The sequence below is a fragment of the Streptomyces griseomycini genome (assembly GCF_014203535.1).
In the GTDB taxonomy this organism is placed as follows: Bacteria; Actinomycetota; Actinomycetes; order Streptomycetales; family Streptomycetaceae; genus Streptomyces; species Streptomyces griseomycini.
On the sequence record NZ_JACHJI010000023.1, the window covers coordinates 51,028 to 71,643 of the forward strand.

Consider the following 20,616-nt stretch of genomic DNA (forward strand, 5'->3'; position numbering starts at 1 on the left):
GACGCACGGTCACCATCCGCCCGGGGGAGCCGGTTCGGGGTCGTGCCTGCTCACAGGGCGTCGGCCAGGGCACGGCCGATGACGGCGACCGCCTCGGCGTCGGAGAGCATCCCGCCGTGCGTGGAGTCCACGTCGTGGTTGGCGATGGTGCCCTTGACGTACGGCCGCCAGGCCTCCGGCACGAGCCTGGCCCGGACCTCCTCGGGGTACTCCACGCCGGGCGTGGGGCGCCGGGCGGTGAAGAAGAGCAGGTCCCCGCCGAACACGCCGGCCCGGAAGGTGCCCATCAGCCGGTTGTTGTGGACGTAGGCGTTCATGCTCTTCACCAGGCCCTGCTCGCCCAGCGCGGCGAGGCGGTTGTTCTCCTCCTCCAGGTACGCGGCGTACCGGGCGAGCACCGCGTCGCGGTCCCGGGCCAGCTCCTGCATGTCGAAGGAGAAGCCGGACGCCAGCAGCGGGGCGATGATCTCGTGGTCGGCCCAGCCGGGCGCCTCCGCCTCCAGGTCGGGCGGGAAGGTGTCCATGATGCCGAGCATCCGCACCTCCTCGCCCTGCTCCTCCAGCCGGACGGCGACGGCGTGGGCGACCAGGCCGCCGAAGGACCAGCCGAGCACCGCGTAGGGGCCCGTCGGCTGGACCGTGCGCATGCGGGCGACGTAGTCGTCCGCCATCTCCGCGATCGAGTCGGGCATCCGGTCCGGCTCGGTCAGCCCGCGGGCCTGGAGTCCGTACACGGGCTGCTCGGGGTCCAGGTGGGTGAGCAGGCCGGAGAACGACCAGCTGGTGCCGGAGCCCGGGTGGATGCAGAACAGCGGCGGACGGTCGCCCCTCGGGCGCAGCGGCAGCAGCGGGTCGAGCGGATCGCGTGAGGTGTCCGAGCCCAGTGCGCGGGCCAGGCCCGCCACGGTCGGCGCCTCGAAGACGGTCCGTACGGAGATCTCCACGCCGAGGTCCGAGCGGATCCGGCGGACCAGCCGGGTGGCGAGGAAGGAGTGCCCGCCGAGCCGGAAGAAGTCGTCGTGGACGCCCACCGCGTCCACCTCGAGCAGCTCGGCGAACAGGTCGGCGAGGACCTTCTCCTCCGGGGTGCGCGGATGGGCGAGGGACGCCGCGGCGGGGCGCGGCGCGGGCAGGGCGCGGCGGTCCAGCTTGCCGTTGCGGGTCAGGGGCAGGGCGTCCAGGGCGACGAACGCGGAGGGGACCATGTACTCGGGCAGGCCGGCCCGGACGTGCGCGGCCAGCGTCTCGTCGAGCGCCTCGGCGGTGGCCGGGCCGGCGGTCTCGTCCGGTACGACGTAGGCCACCAGGCGCTTCTCGCCGGGTGAGTCCTCGCGGACGACCACGGCGGCCTTCGCGACGGCCGGGTGGCGGACCAGCGCCGCCTCCACCTCGCCGGGTTCGACGCGGAAGCCGCGGATCTTCACCTGGAAGTCGGCGCGGCCGATGTACCTGATCTGTCCTTCGCGGGTCCAGCGGACCAGGTCGCCGGTGCGGTACATGCGTTCGCCGGGCTCCCCGAACGGGTCGGCGACGAAGCGCTCGGCGGTCATGCCGGGCCGCTTGAGGTAGCCGCGGCCGAGTCCGGCGCCGGCGATGTACAGCTCACCGGTGCGGCCGGGCGCCACGGGGCGCAGCGCCGCGTCGAGGACCCGCAGGCGGGCGTTGTCCACGGGTCCGCCCATGGTGGGCGCGTCCTCCCACTCCGCGGGGTCCGCGGGCAGCACCCAGCCGGTCATCACGTGGGTCTCGGTGGGGCCGTACTGGTTGTGCAGGCGCCGGCCGGGCACCAGGGAGTGGAAGGCGCGCAGGGAGTCGCCGGCCACCAGCGCCTCGCCGGACTGGACGATGTCGCGCAGTTCGGGCAGGTCCAGGCCGCGTTCGCGGGCCGCGTCGGCGACCGCCTCCACGACGAGGTTGGGTGCGAACAACTCCTGTACGCCGTGCCGGTCCAGCCACTGCACCAGGCGCTCGGAGTCGCGCCGCACGTCCTCGGGGCACTGCACCAGCGTCTTGCCGTACAGCAGCGCCGAGAGGATCTCCTGCACGGACACGTCGAACCCGATGGGCGCGAACTGGGCGGTGATCCGGTTGCCGGCGAGGAGCCCGTCCTGCCAGGCGACCAGGTTGGCCGGGCCGCCGGCCTGCATGACCACGGGCTTGGGGCGTCCGGTGGAGCCGGAGGTGTAGATGACGTACAGCGGGTGCCGGGGCAGGGCCGGCGAGGTGCGCTCGGCGTCGGTGACGTCGGTGTCGGGGAGCGCCTCGAGGGCGTCAAGGACCGCCGGGTCGTCGAGCGGGACGGTGCCCGCGCGCTCCCCGGGCAGACCGGCGGCCACGTCGGAGGTGGTCAGGAGGACTTCCGGGTCGGCGTCGTCGAGCATGTAGGCGACGCGCTCGGCGGGGTGGGCCGGGTCGACGGGCACGTACGCGGCGCCGGTCTTGAGGATCGCGCAGACCGCGGTCACCTGGAGCGGCGAGCGGGGCAGGGCGATGGCGACGTACGACTCCGGGCCCACACCGCGGCCGATGAGCAGCCGGGCGAGCCGGTTGGCCCGCGCGTTGAGCTCGCCGTACGTCACGTGCTCGACGGGGCCGGGTGCCGCGTCGTCCGCGACGGCCTCGTGCACCACGGCCGGGGTGTCCGGCCGCCGCGCGGCCCACTCCTCGAACAGCTCCGGCAGGGGCCGCCAGGGGTGCTCCCGGGTGGTGGCGTTCCACTCGGTGAGGACCTGGTCGCGGTCCCGGTCCGCGAGGACGTCGATGCGGCGCACCCGGGCGGCCGGGTTCTCCACGACGAGCGCGAGGAGCCGCAGCAGGGAGTCCACGACGGACCGGGCGGTGTCCTCGTCGAACAGGTCGCGGGCGTACTCCAGGGAGGCGATCATCCCGGCGGGCGTCCCGTCGGCGCCGCGCCGTTCCGCGAAGGAGAACAGCAGGTCGAACTTGGCGGTGTCGACGGTGACGGGCTCGTTGGCGACGGTGAGGCCGGGCAGCCGCCCCTGCACGTCGGCGGCGGCCTGCTGGTCGTTGTTGTCGAAGGCCAGCTGGACCTGGTACAGCGGGTGGCGGGCCAGGGACCGCTGGGGGTTGAGGATCTCGACGAGGCGTTCGAACGGCACGTCCTGGTGGGCGTAGGCGGCGAGGTCGACGTCGCGCACCCGGGCCACCAGTTCGGTGAAGGTGGGGTCGCCGGACACGTCGGTGCGCAGGACCAGGGAGTTGACGAAGAAGCCGACCAGTTCGCCGACGGCGTCGTCGGTGCGGCCCGCGATGGGCGTGCCGATGGGGATGTCGGTGCCGGCGCCGAGCCGGGACAGCAGCGCGGCGAGCCCCGCCTGGACGACCATGAACAGGGTGGAGCGGGTGTCGCGGGCGAGCTTCGCGAGTCCGGCGTGCGTGCGCTCGGGCACGTCGAAGACGAGCATGCCGCCCTCGCCGCTGGACACCAGGGGCCGTTCGCGGTCGGCGGGCAGCTCGAGCTGCTCCGGCAGGCCGGCCAACTGCTCGGTCCAGTGGGCGAGCTGGCGCGAGAGGACGGATTCGGGGTCGTCCTCGCTGCCCAGCATCTTCCGCTGCCACACGCTGTAGTCGGCGTAGTTCACCGGCAGCGGCTCCCACCGCGGGGCGTGCCCGGTGTGCCGTGCCGCGTAGGCGACGGTCAGGTCGCGGCGCAGCAGCGGCATGGACCAGCCGTCCGCGGCGATGTGGTGCATGAGCAGCAGCAGGACGTGCTCGGTCTCGGAGATCTGGAACAGCCAGACCTTCAGCGGCGGTTGCTCCGACAGGTCGAAGCGGTGCCGTACGGCCTCGTCGAGCAGCCCGCGCAGCCGGCCCTCGTCGGTGGGGACGACCTCGACGGCGACGGGCGCGGGCGGCAGGGCCCGCTGGTACGGGCCGTTCGCGTCCTCCGCGAAGACGGTGCGCAGCGGCTCGTGCCGGGTGACGACGTCGGTGAGCGCGGCGCGCAGCGCGGCGTGGTCGAGGCGGCCGGTGAGGCGCAGCGGCACGGGCAGGTTGTAGCTGGGGTTGGGGCCCTCCACGCTGTGCAGGAACCACAGGCGCTGCTGGGCGAAGGACAGCGGGACGCGCGGCGGCCGCGGGACCGCCGGGGTGATGCCGCCGCGGCCGCCGCCGCTGCGGTCCAGGACGGCGGAGAGCGCGGCCACCGTCGGCGCCTCGAACAGTTCCCGGATGGCGAGTTCGGTGCGCAGCGTGGAGCGGATGCGGCTGACGAGGCGGGTGGCCAGCAGGGAGTTCCCGCCCCGCTCGAAGAGGTTGTCGTCGATGCCGATCCGGGGCAGCCCCAGCACCTCGGCGAACAGGCCGCAGAGGATCTCCTCGCGGGGGCTGCGCGGGCCGCGGCCCAGGACGGCGGTGTCCCAGTCGGGGTCGGGCAGCGCCTTGGGGTTCACCTTGCCGTTCGGCAGCACCGGCAGCGCGTCGAGCACCACGAACGCCGTCGGCACCATGTAGCCGGGCAGGGTCTGCGCGGTGTGTGCGCGCAGGCCCTCGGGGTCCGGGGTGTCCGCGCCGCCGCCGGCCGCGGGCACCACGTAGGCCACGAGGCGCTTCTCGCCCGCCGGGTCCCGGCGGGCGACGACGACCGCCTGCCCGACGGAGGAGTGGCGGGCGACGGTGGCCTCCACCTCGGCGGGTTCGATCCGGAAGCCGCGGATCTTGACCTGGTGGTCGGCGCGTCCGACGAACTCCAGGACGCCGCCGGGGGTGCGCCGCACCAGGTCGCCCGTGCGGTACATGCGGGAGCCGGCCGGGCCGAACGGGTCGGGGACGAAGCGCTCCGCGGTGAGGGCGGAGCGGCCCGCGTAGCCGCGCGCCACGCCGGCGCCGCCGACGTACAGCTCGCCGGTCACCCCGTCGGGGACGGGCAGGAGGCCGCCGTCCAGGACGTACAGGCGGGTGTTGTCCATGGCGCCGCCGATGGGGACCGTGGAGCCGAGCGCGTCGGCCGTGGTCACCGCGTGGTGGGTGGCGTTCATGGTGATCTCGGTCGGGCCGTAGAGGTTGGTGACCGTCAGGCCGGGGCAGTGCTCCAGGACCCGGCGGAACGCCTGCGCGGAGGCGGCGTCGCCGCCCGTGGTGACCTCCCGCATGCCGGCGAAGACCTCGGGGCGTTCCTCGGCGAGCACGTTGAACAGCGCGGTCGTGAGCAGGGCGCCGGTGACGCCGTGCCCGGTGATGGTGCGGGCCACCGCGTCCACGTCGGTCTCGCCGGGCGGGACGACGACGATCCGGTTGCCCGCGAGCAGCGGTACCCACAGCTCGTAGGTGGAGGCGTCGAAGGCGAGGGTGGCGTTCATCAGGACGGACTCGTGGGCGCCGGTGTGCCAGCGGCCGTCGAGGGCGAGCTCGGCGACGCCCCGCTGGGTCACCACGACGCCCTTGGGCCGGCCGGTGGAGCCGGAGGTGAACATCACGTACGCCGCCTGGTCGGGGTGCACGGCCACCCCGGGGTCGTCGGCCGGCCACTCCCCCGCGTCCGGGTCGTCCACGACGATCGTGGGCACGCCGAGCGCGTCGGCGAGTTCGTCGGCGCGCGGCGCGGTCGCCCGGTCCGTGACGACGGCCCGGGCCCCGGCCTCCCCGGCGGCGTCGCGCATCCGGTCCAGGGGGAAGCCGTGGTGGAGGGGCACGTAGTGGCCGCCCGTCTTGAGGACGCCGAGCACGGCGACCGGAACCTCGGGCGAGCGTTCCATCAGCAGCACGACCGCCGACTCGGGGCCGACGCCCGCGTCGGCGAGCCGGTGCGCCAGCCGGTTGGCGCGCGCGTCGAGTCCGGCGTACGTGAGCGTGCGGTCGTCGGTCACGACGGCGGGGGCGTCGGGCACCCGGCGGACCTGGGCCCGGAACAGCTCGGGCAGGGCGGCGTCGGGCACCTCGCGTGCGGTGCCGGCCGAGTTCTCCGGCAGGGTGGGTGCCCCGCCCGGCTCGGTGGCGGCGGTGATCCGGGCGACGGGGCTGTCGGGTGCGGCGGCCACGGCCTCCAGGGCCCGCACCACGCGGTCCATGATGCGCCGGGCCGCGGCCTCGTCGTACAGGTCGGGCCGGTGGTCCAGGCGCAGCCAGATCCGCTCGCCGGGAGCCCCGATCAGGGACAGCGGGTAGTGGTTGGCGTCCTGGCTGTCGACGCGGGTCACCCTGAGGGCGGCGTCGGAGGCCCCGCCACCGCCTCCGGAGGGGTAGTTCTCGAAGACGGTGAGGGTGTCGAAGAGCCCGCCGCGGCCGTCGGAGCCGATGGCCCTGCGGATGTCGGCGAGGCCGATGTGCTGGTGGGCCAGCAGCCGGGTCTGGGTGTCCTGGAGGTGCCGCAGGAACTCCGCCATGGGCTGCGCGGGCCGCAGCCGGGCCCGCATGGGCACGGTGTTGATGAACAGGCCGATCATGCTCTCGACGCCGTCGATCTCCGACGGCCGGCCGGAGACGGTGACGCCCGCGACCACGTCGTCGCGGCCGGTGAGCCGGGACAGCACGATCGCCCAGACTCCCTGCAGGACGGTGCCCATGGTGAGGCCCTGCTCGCGCACCCACTCGGTGAGGGCTCGCGTGGTCCCCTCCGGCAGCTGGACGTTGACCTGGCCGGGGACCATGGACACGGTGCCGGCGTCGGGCGCGACCAGGGTGGGCCCGTCCAGGTCGCCCAGCGCCTCGCGCCAGGCGTTCTCGGCGGCGACCCGGTCCTGCCGCCGCAGCCAGGCCAGGTAGTCGCGGTACGGGCGCACCGCGGGCAGCCGCGAGACGTCGCCCCGGCCGGAGTACAGCGCGAACAGCTCCCGCCACAGCACGGGCAGGGACCAGCCGTCGAGCAGGACGTGGTGGAACGTCAGGACGAGCCGGTGGCGGTCCGCGCCGAGCGCGACCAGGGTGAACCGCATCAGCGGCGGTTCGGCCAGGTCCAGTCGGCGGGCCCGGTCCTCGGCGACGACCCGGTCGGCCTCGGCGTCCCGGTCCTCCTCGGCCAGGGCGGTGAGGTCGATGTCGTGCCAGGGCACCTCGACCGCGCGGTGGACGATCTGGAGCGGGCGGTTGACCCCCTCGTAGCGGAAGCTCGCCCGCAGGTTGGCGTGGCGGCGCAGCAGGCCGTCCGCCGCCGCCCTGAGGGCGTCGCGCTCCAGCGGGCCCTCCAGGTCCACCACGAGCTGCACCGCGTACAGGTCGGGTGCGGTCTCGTCGTAGACGCTGTGGAAGAAGATGCCTTCCTGCAGCGGTGACAGCGGAAGGATCTCCTCAAGTCCCGACTGACTCATTCCGACGTCCTCCAGTCGTCTTCCAGCAGATCGATTTCGCTCTGGCTCAGCTCCACCAGAGGCATGTCCGAGGGGGTGTAGCCGCCGGTCTCCGGCCGGCGGGCGTGCTCCACCAGGGCTTCCAGCGCCCGCACCCACGCGTCGGCGATGCGGCCGACCTCCTGGGACGGGAGCACGTCCGCGGCGTACAGCCAGTGGGCCGTGAGTTCGGGGCCGCGGGCACCGTCCCGGGTGACGGCGGCGAGGTCGAGCGCGTGCGGCAGCCGCATCCCGGGTGCCTGGCCGCCGACGCCGCCGAGGTCGGCGAGCACCGACCAGTCGGTGACGGCCTCGGTGGTGTCCGACTCGGCGAACCGGCCCAGGTAGTTGAAGCCGATCTGGGCCCCGGCCCGGCCGGCCAGCCGCGGTGCCGTACGGGGGTTGAGGTAGCGCAGGGCGCCGTAGCCGAGCCCGTCGTCCGGTACGGCCCGCAGCTGCTCCTTGATCCGTTTGAGGACCTGTCCGGCGGCGTGCCCGCCGGACATCGCCTCGGCCCGGTCGTAGCTGCCGGGGTCGAGCCGCACCGGGTACATGACGGTGAACCAGCCGACGGTGCGGGAGAGTTCACTGCCCGGCAGCAGGTGTTCGGCGCGGCCGTGGCCCTCCAGGTCCACCAGGACGCCGGTGTCGCCGCCGCCCCGCAGTTCCACGAGGGCCATGGCCAGCGCGGTCAGCAGCACCTCGTCGACGCCGGTGCGGAACGCCTCCGGCACGGTGGTCAGGACGGCCTCGGTGAGGTCGGGCGGCAGGGTCCGGACGAGGGTCGCGCCCCGTTCGTTGACGTCCAGGTCCGGGTCCAGGGGGCGGCGGCCCAGCCGGGGCTCGCCCCGGCCCAGCACCTCTTCCCAGTGGGCCAGTTCGGTCTCCCGGGCGGGATCCTGCGCCCAGTCGGTGAGCCGCCGGGCCCAGCCGCGCAGGGAGGTGCCGACGGGCTGGAGCGCGGGCTGCTCGCCCCGGGCGACCGCCTGCCAGGCCTCCTCGAGGTCCGGCAGCAGGATCCGCCAGGACACGCCGTCGACGGCGATGTGGTGCACGCTCAGGAAGATCCGGCCGGGCTCGTCCGGGCCCCGGTCGAACCAGACGGCCTGCACCAGCGAGCCGTCCCGGAGCGACAGCCGCCGGCGCGCGGCGTCCGCGTGCTCGGCCATCACCTTCAGGAAGGCGTCGTCGCCCAGGCCGGCGCAGTCCACCCGCTGCACGGACCGCCGTGCGTCGACGGTGCCGGGTGCGGTGACCTCCAGCCGCCAGCCGTCGCCCGCGCCCGGGCCCTCGCCCGGGGTTCCGGGCTCGGTGGTGAGCCGCAGCCGCAGGGCGTCGTGGTGGTCGAGCAGCGCCTGCACGGTGGCGGTCAGCGTCTCCAGGGCGCAGCCTTCCGGGGCCTGCGTGACCCGCCACTGGTGGAGTTCGTCGACGGGGCCGCCGAGTTCGGCGAACCAGTGGACGATGGGCGTGGCGGGCACGGGGCCGATGCCGGCGCCCTCCTCCTCGGCGGCGGCGCCGTCGGTCTCGGTGACGACGCGGGCCAGGGCGGCGGGGGTCTTGTGCTCGAAGACCTCCTTGGCGGTGAGGACCAGGCCGCGCCTGCGGGCCCGGCTGGCGAGCTGGATCGACATGATGCTGTCGCCGCCGAGCGCGAAGAACTCGTCGTCGACGCCGACCTGTTCCAGGCCGAGGACGTCGGCGAACAGCTCGCACAGCAGCTGCTCGCGCGGGTCGCGGGCGGCGCGGCCCGGCTCGCCGCCGCCGAACTCGGGTGCGGGCAGCGCCCTGCGGTCGATCTTGCCGTTGGGGGTGAGCGGGAACTCGTCCAGGTCCACCAGGGCGGCCGGGATCATGTAGTCGGGCAGGGTGCGGCTGAGGTGGGCGCGGATGTCCGCCGTGTCCACCTCGCCGCCGGCGCCGACCAGATACGCGACCAGGCGCCGGTCGCCCGACCGGTCCTCGCGGACCGTGACCATGCCCTGCGCCACCGAGGCGTGCTGGGCCAGGACGGCCTCGATCTCGCTGAGCTCGACCCGGAAGCCGCGGATCTTCACCTGCTCGTCGGCGCGGCCGACGAACACCACGCGGCCGTCGCCGGTGCGGCGCACCAGGTCGCCGGTGCGGTACATCCGGGTGCCCGGCGGGCCGAACGGGTCGGGCACGAAGCGTTCCGCGGTCAGGTCGGGACGCCCGAGATAGCCGCGGGCCACGCCCGCCCCGGCGAGGTACGCCTCTCCGGTCACTCCGGGCGGCACCGGGTTGAGCGCCGCGTCCAGGACGTGGAGGCGGTCGTTGGGGATCGGCCGGCCGGCGTCGGGGACGGTGTCGCCGCGCAGCGGGTCGCTCATGGTGGTCAGCACGGTCGACTCGGTCGCGCCGTACACGTTGATGACCCGCACCCCAGCCCGCCACCAGCGCTGGGCCAGCTCGGCGGAGAACGACTCGCCGCCCATGAGCACGCCCTCCAGGGTGCGGGCGCGTTCGGGGTCGAGCGTGGCGAGCAGCGTGGGCGGCAGGGCCGTGTGCGTCACCCGCTCCGAGGTGATCAGGTCGGCGAGTTCGTCGCCGCCGACGAGGCCGGAGACCGGGCCGAGGACCATGGTGGCGCCGGTGAGCAGCGTCATCACGAAGTCGCCGATCGCCGCGTCGAAGTTGGGCGACACCAGCTGCAGGACGCGGCTGCCGGGGTCGAGGGCGAGCTTGTCGACGTGGGCCGCGGCGAGCGACGCGAGTCCCGTGTGGGGGACGACGACGCCCTTGGGGCGGCCGGTGGAGCCCGAGGTGTAGACGGCGTACGCCGCGCCGTCCAGCCGCAGCGGGGCGTTGCGGTCGTCGTCGGTCGGGCGGTGGCCGGGGCTCGCGGCGACGGCGGCCCGGGTCCGCGGGGTGTCGAGCAGCAGCCGCGGAGTGTCGCCGGCGGGCAGCGTCCCGGCGGTGCCGGTGGTGGTCACCAGCAGGGCGGGGCGCGCCTGCTCCAGCATGTAGGCGATGCGGTCGGCCGGGTAGTTGGGGTCGATCGGCAGGTACCCCGCGCCGGCCTTGAGGAGGGCGACGAGGGCGACCACGAGGTCCTCGGTGCGGGGCAGGGCGACGGCCACGAACTGCTCGGGCCCCACGCCGAGACCGATGAGGTGGTGGGCGAGCCGGTTGGCCCGGGCGTCGAGCTCCTCGTATGTCAGGGCGGTGCCGGCGTGCTCGACGGCGACGCCCTTCGGGGTGCGCCGCACCTGGTCCTCGAACAGCCGGGGCCAGGTGCGCTCGGGCAGGTCCAGGGCGGTGTCGTGCCATGTGCCGAGGACGAGGTCCCGCTCGGCGGGCGCGAGGACGTCGATGCGGTCCACCGATGTCGCCGGGTCGGCCGCGACGGCCTGGAGGAGCCGCAGATAGCGGTCGGCGACGGCCCGTACGGTCGCCTCGTCGAAGAGGTCGGTGCTGTACTCGACGGAGCAGTACAGGTCGCCGGGCGTGCCGTCGGCGGACGGCTCCTCGCCGAAGCCGAAGAGCAGGTCGAAGGTGGCGGTGCCGGTGCCCACCGGGTGCGGGGCGACGCGCAGTCCGTGCCCGGCGGTGCCGCCGGGCACGGCGCGGGCCGTGTTGTTGAGTGACAGCACCACCTGGAACAGCGGGTGGCGGGCGAGGGTCCGTTCCGGGCCGAGGGCGTCCACCAGCCGCTCGAACGGCACGTCCTGATGGGCGTAGGCGCTCAGCACGGAGTCCCGTACCCGGTCGAGGAGTTCGGCGAAGGACGGGCTGCCGGACACGTCGGTGCGCAGCACCAGCGTGTTGACGAAGAAGCCCACGAGCTCGTCCAGGGCTTCGTCGGTGCGGCCGGCGACGGGCGAGCCGACGGGGATGTCGGTGCCGCCGCCCATCCGGTACAGCAGGGTGGCCAGGGCCGCCTGCAGCACCATGAAGACGCTCGCGTGGTGTTCCTGGGCCAGGGTGTGCAGCCGGTCGTGCAGTCCGGCGGGCACCGGGATCTCGAAGCGGTCGCCGCGGTAGGACGGGGACGCGGGGCGCGGCCGGTCGGTGGGCAGCGGCAGTTCCTCGGGCAGCCCGCGCAGGGTGCGCGTCCAGTAGGCCAGTTGTGCGGCCGTCTCGCTGTCGCCGTCGTTCTCGTCGCCGAGCAGTTCGCGCTGCCAGCGCGTGTAGTCGGTGTACGTCACCGGCAGCGCGGGCCAGTCCGGTCCGGTGCCGTCCAGCCGTGCGGTGTAGGCGCGGGTGAGGTCGCGCGCCAGCAGCGGGATCGACCAGCCGTCGGCGGCGATGTGGTGCATGAGCAGCAGCAGCACGTGGTCGTCCTCGGCCAGGGCGAACAGCCGGACGCGCAGGGGAAGTTCCGCACCCAGGTCGAACGGGTGCCGGGCCTCCCGCGCCAGCCGCTCGTCGAGTTCGTCCTGTGCGACGGGGACGACGAGCAGCTCCGCGTCCGCGTCGGCGGCGTCGACCACCCGCTGGTAGGGCCCTTCCTCGTCCTCGCCGAAGGAGGTGCGCAGCGTCTCGTGCCGGGCCACGACGTCGCGGACGGCGGCGGCCAGGGCCGTACGGTCGAGCGGGCCGGTGAGCCGCAGCGACAGCGGCATGTTGTAACCGGCGCCGGGTCCCTCGAAGCGGTTGAGGAACCACAGCCTGCGCTGCCCGTACGACAGGGGCATCCGGTCGGGCCGGGGCCCCGCCGTGACGGGGACGCGGGTGCCGGTGGCGCCCGGCAGGGCGGCCGCGAGTCCGGCGACGGTCGGCGCGTCGAACAGGGCGCGGATGGCGACCTCGGTGTCCAGGACGGCACGGATGCGGCTGACGAGCCGGGTGGCGAGCAGCGAGTGTCCGCCCAGGTCGAAGAAGGAGTCGTCGATGGAGACCCGCTCCACGCCGAGCACTTCGGCGAACAGCGCGCAGAGGATCTCCTCGCGGGTCGTGCGGGGGGCACGGCCGGTGCCGGCGGTCGGTGCGGGGGCCGGCAGGGCGTCGCGGTCCAGCTTGCCGTTCGCGGTCAGCGGCAGCGCGTCGAGCACCACGAACGCCGACGGCACGAGGTGGTCGGGCAGGATCCGGGCGACCTGCTCGCGCAGTTCGCCGGGGGCGGGCGCGGCACCGTCCGCGGGGACGACGTAGGCGACGAGCCGCCGGTCGCCCGGCCGGTCCTCGCGCACCAGCACCTCCGCCGTCCGCACCTGCGCCAGGGCGGTGACGGCGGCCCGGATCTCGCCGGGCTCGACGCGTACGCCGCGCACCTTGACCTGGTCGTCCGTGCGGCCGAGGAACTCCAGGTGGCCGTCGGGGTTCCAGCGGACCAGGTCGCCCGTGCGGTACATGCGCGCCCCGGGCTCGCCGAACGGGCAGGGCACGAAGCGCTCCGCGGTCAGTGCGGCGCGCCCCACGTAGCCTCGGGCGACGCCGGCGCCGGCGATGTACAGCTCGCCGCCCACGCCCGGCGGCACCGGGCGCAGTCCGCGGTCGAGGACGTACACGCGGGTGCCGGGCAGGGGCCGGCCGATGTGCGGGACCTCGCCCTCGGCGAGCGGCTCGCTCATGGTGGCGGTGACCGTGGCCTCCGTCGGCCCGTAGGCGTCGATGACGCGGCGGCCGCCGCGGATCCAGCGCGCGGCGAGTTCCACGCCGAGCGACTCGCCGCCGGTCATCACGGTCCGCACGGTCGCGGCGCGGTCCTCGGGCACGGTGGCCAGGACCGGCGGCGGCAGCAGTACGTGGGTGGCCGCCTTCTCGGTCAGCAGGGCGGCGATCTCCTCGCCGGGGAGCCGGTTGTCGGCGGGGCCGAGCACCAGGGTCGCACCGGAGACCAGTGCCTGGACGACGTCGGCGACGGCGGCGTCGAAGCTGAGCGACATCATCTGCAGGACCCGGCTGGAGGTGTCCATGGCCAGGTTCCGGATGTGGCCGGTGAGCATCGAGCTGAGCCCGTGGTGGGAGACGGCCACGCCCTTGGGGCGGCCGGTGGAGCCGGAGGTGTGGATGACGTACGCGGTGTGCGCCGGGTGGACGGGGGCGGCGCGGTCGGCGTCCGTGAGGTCGGTGCCGGGCAGGTCGGCCAGGCGGTCCCGGACGCCGTCCGTGTCGAGGTCGACGACTCGGGCGGCGGCGTCCGCGCCCAGGCCGGCCATCGCCGCCTCCCTGCCGCGGGAGTCGGTGACCACGAGGACCGGTGCCGCGTCGTCGAGCATGTGGGCGATGCGGTCGGCCGGGTGCGCGGGGTCCACCGGCAGCCAGGCGGCGCCGGCCTTGGCGACGGCGGCCATCGCCACGACCCACGCGGTGCTGCGCGGCACGAGCAGGGCCACGAGCCGGTCGGGGCCCGCGCCCTCGGCGGCGAGCAGCCGGGCGAGCCGGTTGGCGCGGGTGTTCAGCTCCCGGTAGGTGAGCGGTCCGGTGTCGCCCTCCACGGCGACGTAGTCCGGGGTGCGGGCCGCCTGGTCCTCGATCAGGGCGTGCAGGGGCCGCGGCGGCAGGGCGGGCCCGCCGTTGCCCCACTCGTCGTGTACGCGGCGCAGTTCGGCGGCGTCCAGCAGTTCCGCCGCGCCGATGCGCCGGTCGGGGGCCGCGGACAGCGCGTCGAGCAGGCGGACCCAGCGGGCGGCGAGCGCGTCCGCCGTCGGCCGGTCGAACAGGTCGGTGCTGTACTCCAGGACGCCGCGCAGCCCGTCCCTGGCGGCCTCCGTCCGCTCCTGCAGGGCGAACGTGAGGTCGACCTTGGCGGTGGAGGTGCCCACCTCGTACGGCGCGGTGGAGGCGCCCGGCAGCCGCAGGGTGTGCGACACCCCGGACTCGGCCGTGTTGTTGAGCGCCAGCGCGACCTGGAAGAGCGGGTGCCGGGCGAGGGAACGCTCGGGGGCCAGCTCCTCCACCAGCCGCTCGAACGGCACGTCCTGGTGGGCGTACGCGGCCAGGTCGGTCTCCCGGACGCGGGCGATCAGCTCGGCGAAGGTCGGGTCGCCGGAGGTGTCGGTGCGCAGCACGAGCGTGTTGACGAACAGTCCGACCACGTCGGTGACGGCGTCGTCGGTGCGGCCCGCGACGGGCGCGCCCACCGGGATGTCGGTGCCCGCGCCGAGCCGGGTGAGGAGGGCGGCCAGGCCCGCCTGGAGCACCATGAACAGGCTGGAGCGGGTCTCGTCGGCCAGTCGCCGCAGCCGGGCGTACAGACCGGCCGGGATCTCCAGCGTCACCTGGTCGCCGTGGTGGGCGGTGGCGGCGGGGCGGGGCCGGTCGGTGGGCAGGTCCAGCTCCTGCGGCGCGCCGTCGAGCGCGTCGCGCCAGTACCGCAGTTGGCGGGCCAGCGGGCTGTCGGGGTCGCCGTCGTCGCCGAGGACCCGGCGCTGCCAGAGGGCGTAGTCGGCGTACTGCACGGGCAGCGGCTGCCAGTCGGGCCGCCGTCCGTCGCTGCGGGCCGCGTAGGCGGTGGCCAGGTCGCGGCCGACGAGGGGCATCGACCAGCCGTCGCCGGCGATGTGGTGCACGAGCAGGACGAGCACATGCTCCCGCGCGGCGCCCCCAGGGGCGTCCGCCTCGGTGAACAGGTGGGCCCGCACCGGGGGTTCGGTGCGGATGTCGAAGGGCCGGCGGACCGCTTCGGCGACCCGCTCGTCCAGTTCCCCGCGCGGGGTGGTCTCCACGTGGAGCTCCGGTGCCGTGCCGGCGTCCAGGACGACCTGGTGCGGTCCCTCGGCGTCCTCGGCGTACACGGTCCGCAGGGCCTCGTGCCGGGCCACGGTGTCGGCGAGGGCCTGTCGCAGCGCGCCGGTGTCGAGGGTCCCGGTGACGCGGAGCGCGGCGGGGATCGTGTACGTGGCGGAGGGCCCCTGGAGGCGTTCGAGGAACCACAGCCGTGCCTGCGCGAACGACAGCGGCAGCCGCGCGGGCCGCGGGTCGGCGGCGGTGACCGGGCTGCGGCCGCGGTCGGCGCCGTCGAGGACCGCGGCGAGCCCGGCCGCGGTGGGCGACTCGAAGACCTGCCGGACCGTCACCTCGGCCGCCAGGGCGGCGCGGATCCGGTTCACCAGCCGGGTGACGAGCAGCGAGTGGCCGCCGAGGGCGAAGAAGTCGTCGTCGACGGTGACCGCGGGCAGGCCCAGCACCTCGGCGAACAGACCGCACAGCAGCTCCTCGTGCGGGGTGCGCGGGGCCCGGCCCGAGCCGGCTCCCGCGGCGTCGGCGGGGGCGGGCGCGGGCAGCGCCCGGCGGTCCAGCTTGCCGTTGGGGGTCAGCGGCAGGGCGTCGAGGGCTACGAAGGCGGACGGCACCATGTAGTCCGGGAGCGCCGCCGCCAGGTGGCGGCGCAGCGCCGCCGGATCCGTGGCCGTGCCGTCCTCCGGTACGACGTAGCCGACGAGCCGCCGGTCGCCCGGGGTGTCCTCGCGCACGACGACGGCGGCGCGGGCGACGTCCGGGTGGCCGGCCAGCCGGGCGGTGACCTCGCCCGGCTCGATGCGGAAGCCGCGGACCTTCACCTGGTCGTCGGCCCGGCCGAGGTACTCCAGGTGGCCGTCGGGGTTCCAGCGGGCCAGGTCGCCGGTGCGGTACATGCGCTCGCCGGGCTCCCCGAACGGGCAGGGCACGAAGCGCTCGGCGGTCAGGGACGGCCGGTCCCAGTAACCGCGGGCGAGTCCGGTGCCGGCGATGTACAGCTCGCCGGTGGAGCCGACGGGCACGGGGCGCAGGCGGGTGTCGAGCACGTAGGCGCGGGTGTTGGCGACGGGGCGGCCGATGGGCGCGGTGCCGGTCCAGGCCTCGGTGTCGCCGGGCATCGTGTGGGCCGTGACGACGTGGGTCTCGGTGGGCCCGTAGTGGTTGTGCAGCAGGCGACCGGGCCGCCGGGCGTGATAGCCGCGTATCGCGCCGCGCGGGGTCAGGGCCTCGCCGGCCTGCGCGATGTTGCGCAGGCCGGGCAGGTCGAGGCCCTGTTCGTCGGCGGCCCGGCAGACCGCGTCCACGACCAGGTTCGGGGCGTACAGCTCGTTGGCGCCGACGCGGTCCAGCCAGGCGGCCAGGGCGTCGGCGTCGCGGCGTACGTCCTCCGGGCACAGGGCGAGCGTCTTGCCGTACAGCAGGGTCGACAGGATCTCCTGCGCCGACACGTCGAAGCCGATCGCCGTGAACTGCGCGGTGACGGTGCCGGTGCCGCCGCCGATGGCGGTGTGGTGCCACTCCAGCAGGTTCACCACGGCCTCGGTCGGCATCACGACGGCCTTGGGCCGGCCGGTGGAGCCGGAGGTGTAGATGGTGTAGGCGGGGTGGCCGGGCAGCAGCGGCGCGGTCCGCTCGGCGTCGGTGACGTCGCCGTCGGCCGGGCGGTCACCGGGGCCGTGGCCGCCGGACACCTCCGGTTCGTCGCCGGAGAGCACGAGCGCCGGCCGGCTGTCGGCGAGCATGAACGCGGTGCGTTCGGCGGGCTGGTCGGGGGCGATGGGCAGCCAGGCGGCACCGGCCTTGAGGACCGCGAGGAGCGCCACCACCCACCGCTCGGAGCGGGGCATGGCGAGGGCGACGCGGGACTCGGGCCCGACGCCGCGGCCGATGAGGTGGCGGGCGAGCCGGTTGGCTCGGGCGTTGAGCTCCCGGTACGTGAGCGTGTTGTCCCCGTCGAGGACGGCGGGCGCGTCCGGGGTGCGGGCGGCCTGCCGCTCGAACAGGGCGGGCAGGGTGGTCGCGGGCACGTCCCGGCCGGTGGCGTTCCACTCCTGAAGCAGCAGGCGGCGCTCACCGGGGGTGAGCAGATCGATCGTGTGCACCGGCCGGTCGCCGTCGGCGGTGACGGCCTCGACGAGCCGCAGCAGCCGCTCGGTGATCCGGTCGGCGGTGGCGCGGTCGAACAGGTCGCCGCTGAACTCGAGGGCCGCGTCGATCCCGGCGGGGCCGCCGTCGTCGGCGCGCCGCTCGGTGAAGGACAGCAGCAGGTCGAAGCGGGCCACACCGGTGTCGACGGGCACGGCGGTGGCGGTGAGGCCGGGCAGCGCGCGCATCCCGGCGTCCCGCACATGGTTGTTGAGGACGAGCAGGACCTGGAAGAGCGGGTGCCGGGCGGGTGAGCGCTCCGGGTTGAGCTCCTCGACGAGCCGTTCGAAGGGCACGTCCTGGTGGGCGTAGGCGGCGAGGTCGGTCTCCCGGACGCGGGCCAGCAGCTCGGCGAACGTGGGGTCGCCGGACAGGTCCGTGCGCAGCACCAGCGTGTTGACGAACACACCGACGAGGTCCTCCACCGCCTCGTCGCCGCGTCCCGCGACGGGGCTGCCGAGCGGGATGTCGGTGCCCGCCCCCAGCCGGGACAGCAGCGCGGCGACGGCCGCCTGGAGGACCATGAACATGCTGCAGTGGTGGTCCCGGGCGAGCCGGTCCAACCCGGCGTGCAGCCGGGCTGACACGGCGAAGTCGACGCGGTCGCCGCGGTGGGTGGGCGTGGCGGGCCGGGGCCGGTCCGTGGGGAGGGCGATCTCCTCGGGAAGGCCGGCGAGGGCGGCGCGCCAGTGGTCGAGCTGCCGGACGACGGGCGTGTCGGCGGCGCCGGCCGGGCCGTCGGCGTCACCGAGGACACGGCGCTGCCACAGCGCGTGGTCGGCGTAGCCGACGGGCAGCGGCGCCCAGTCGGGACGGCGTCCCGCGCACCGCGCGGTGTAGGCGCGGTGCAGGTCGCGGGCGAGGACGGGCAGCGACCAGCCGTCGGCGGCGATGTGGTGCACGAGGAGCAGCAGCACATGCTCGCGCGCGGCCGCGTCCTCCGGCCCGGGCAGGCTGAACAGCCAGGCCCGCACGGGCCGTTCGGCGGACAGGTCGAACCCGTACCGGGCGGTCTCGGCGAGGCGGGTGTCCAGTTCGTCCGGCGTCACGTCGACCGTCTCGGGTTCGAGGGGCACGGTGTCGCGGACGATCTGGTGCGGGCCTTCGGCGTCCTCCGCGAAGACGGTGCGCAGCGGCTCGTGCCGGTCCACGAGGTCGGTGAGCGCGGCGGCCAGGGCCCGCTGGTCGAGGGTGCCGGTGAGCCGCAGCGCGAGCGGCATGTTGTACGTCGCGGAGGGACCCTCGTAGCGGTTGAGGAACCACAGCCGCGTCTGCGCGTACGACAGGGGCAGCCGCTCGGGGCGGTGGCCGGCCGTGACGGCCTCGCGGGCGCGGTCGGCGGTGTCCAGGCGGGGCGCGAGCCGGGCGACGGTCGGCGCCTCGAACAGCACCCGCAGGGGCAGCTCGGTGCCGAGGGTGGTCCGGATGCGGCCGACGAGCCGGGTGGCGAGCAGGGAGTGCCCGCCGAGGGCGAAGAAGTCGTCGTCGACGGTGACCCCCGGCACGCCGAGCACATCGGCGAACAGGGCGCACAGGATCTCCTCGCGCGGGGTGCGCGGCGCCCGCCCGCCGCCGTCGGCGTCGTACGCGGGTGCGGGCAGGGACCGACGGTCGAGCTTCCCGTTCGGGGTCAGCGGCAGCGCGTCCAGGGTGACGAACAGGGACGGCACCATGTAGTCGGGCAGGGCCCCGGCGGCGTGCTCGCGCAGCACCGCGGCCTGCGGGGCCCGGCCGTCGGCGGGCACCACGTAGGCGACCAGGCGCCGGTCGCCGGGCCGGTCCTCGCGCACCGCGGCGGCGGCCAGCCGCACGTCCGGGTGGGTGGCGAGGGCCGCCTCGACCTCGCCGAGCTCGATCCGGAAGCCGCGCAGTTTCACCTGGTCGTCGGCGCGGGAGACGAACCTCAGACGCCCGTCCGCGGTGCGGCGCGCCAGGTCGCCGGTGCGGTACATGCGGGCGCCGGGCGCGCCGTGCACAGGGCCGTACGGGTCGGCGACGAACCGCTCGGACGTGAGGTCGCGGCGGTCGAGGTAGCCGCGGACGACGCCGGTTCCGGCGATGTACAGCTCGCCCACGACGCCCGGCGGGACCGGGCGAAGGGCGCGGTCGAGGACGTACGTGCGCGTGTTGGCGATCGGGACGCCGATGTCGGGGGCCTGCTCGGCCCTCGCGTCGACGACGGAGGCGGTGGACCACACGGTGGTCTCGGTCGGGCCGTACACGTTGAGGACGGAGGCGGCGTTCCGGCGCAGGGTGCGGGCCAGGGCCGCGGGCAGCGCCTCGCCGCCGGTCAGCACGCGCACCCCGTTCAGGGCGGCGGGCCCGCCGTCGGCGGTGAGCGCCTGCCAGAGGCTGGGGGTGGCCTGCATGACGGTGACGCCGTGTCCGGTGAGGAGCGCGCGCAGGGCGGCGGGGTCGCGCGCCTCGTCCCCGTCGGCGAGGACGACCTCGGCGCCGTTCAGGAGGGGGCCGAAGATCTCCAGGGCGGCGATGTCGAAGCCCACGGTGGTCACGGCGAGCAGCCGGTCTCCGGGGACGAGACCGGCCCTGCGGCCCATGTCGTGCAGGAAGTTGACGAGCGCCCCGGACGGCACGACGACGCCCTTGGGGCGGCCGGTCGAGCCGGAGGTGTAGATCACGTAGGCCGGGTGGCCGGGGTTCGCGGGTGCCGTGCGGTCCGCGTCGGTCGGGTCGTGGTCGGGCCTCGTGTCCAGCTCCGCGCGCGTGTCGGGCGCGTCGAGGACGACGACACGGCCGGCCCCGTCGGCGGGCAGGGCGTCGCTGTGCTCCCGGGTGGTCAGCAGGACTCCGGGCCGGGCCTCGGCCAGCATCAGGGCGATCCGGTCGCGCGGGAAGTCCGGGTCGACGGGAAGGTATGCGGCGCCCGTCTTGAGCACGGCGAGCAGCGCGACGACCAGCTGCTCGGTGCGGGGCAGGGCGAGCGCCACATACCGCTCGGGGCCGCAGCCGAGCGCGATGAGGTGGTGCGCCAGCCGGTTGGCGGCCTCGTCCAGTTCCCGGTAGGTGAGCGTGCGGCCCCGGGCCGTCAGGGCCACGGCGTCGGGGGTCCGGGCGGCCTGCTCCGCGAACAGCCCGGCCGGGGACGCCGTGGGGACGTCGGCCGTGGTGTCGTGGCCGCCGGTCAGCGCCTGGGCGCGTTCGGCCGGGTCCAGCAGGTCGAGGTCCGCGACGGCGGTGCCGGGCGTCCGGGTCGCGGCGTCCACGAGGCGTACGAGCCGGTCCGCGAGCAGGCGGGCGGTGGCCTCGTCGAACAGGTCGGTGGCGAACTCCAGGGAGCAGCCGATGCCCAGGGCGCCGTCGCCGCCGCGCCGTTCCCGGAACGTGAGGTACAGGTCGAACTGCGCGGTGTGCGTGCCGACGGTGAGGGGCCGGGCGGTCACGCCGGGCAGCCCTGCCGCGGCCTCTCCGGTTCCGTCGGCGGAGGCCAGCATGACCTGGAAGAGGGGGTGGCGGGCGAGGGAGCGTTCGGGCTTGAGCTCCTCCACGAGCCGCTCGAAGGGCAGGTCCTGGTGGGCGTAGGCCGCCA

General features: G+C 75.3%; 2 protein-coding genes. Both read right to left on the minus strand.

Going from position 1 to position 20,616, the window contains the following annotated elements:
* Window positions 1-50 precede the first annotated feature (50 nt).
* Window positions 51-7,262, minus strand: coding sequence for a non-ribosomal peptide synthetase (locus FHS37_RS35655; protein WP_184828999.1), 7,212 nt, complete (start codon window positions 7,260-7,262; stop codon window positions 51-53).
* Window positions 7,259-20,616 (minus strand): non-ribosomal peptide synthetase (locus FHS37_RS35660; protein ID WP_184829001.1); only part of this gene is annotated, 13,358 nt, incomplete at its 5' end. The genes FHS37_RS35660 and FHS37_RS35655, both read right to left, overlap by 4 nt.

Excerpts from the sequence above, each read along its gene's own strand:
- FHS37_RS35655 (WP_184828999.1), bottom strand. The coding sequence starts at position 7,262 with ATGAGTCAGTCGGGACTTGAGGAGATCCTTCCGCTGTCACCGCTGCAG.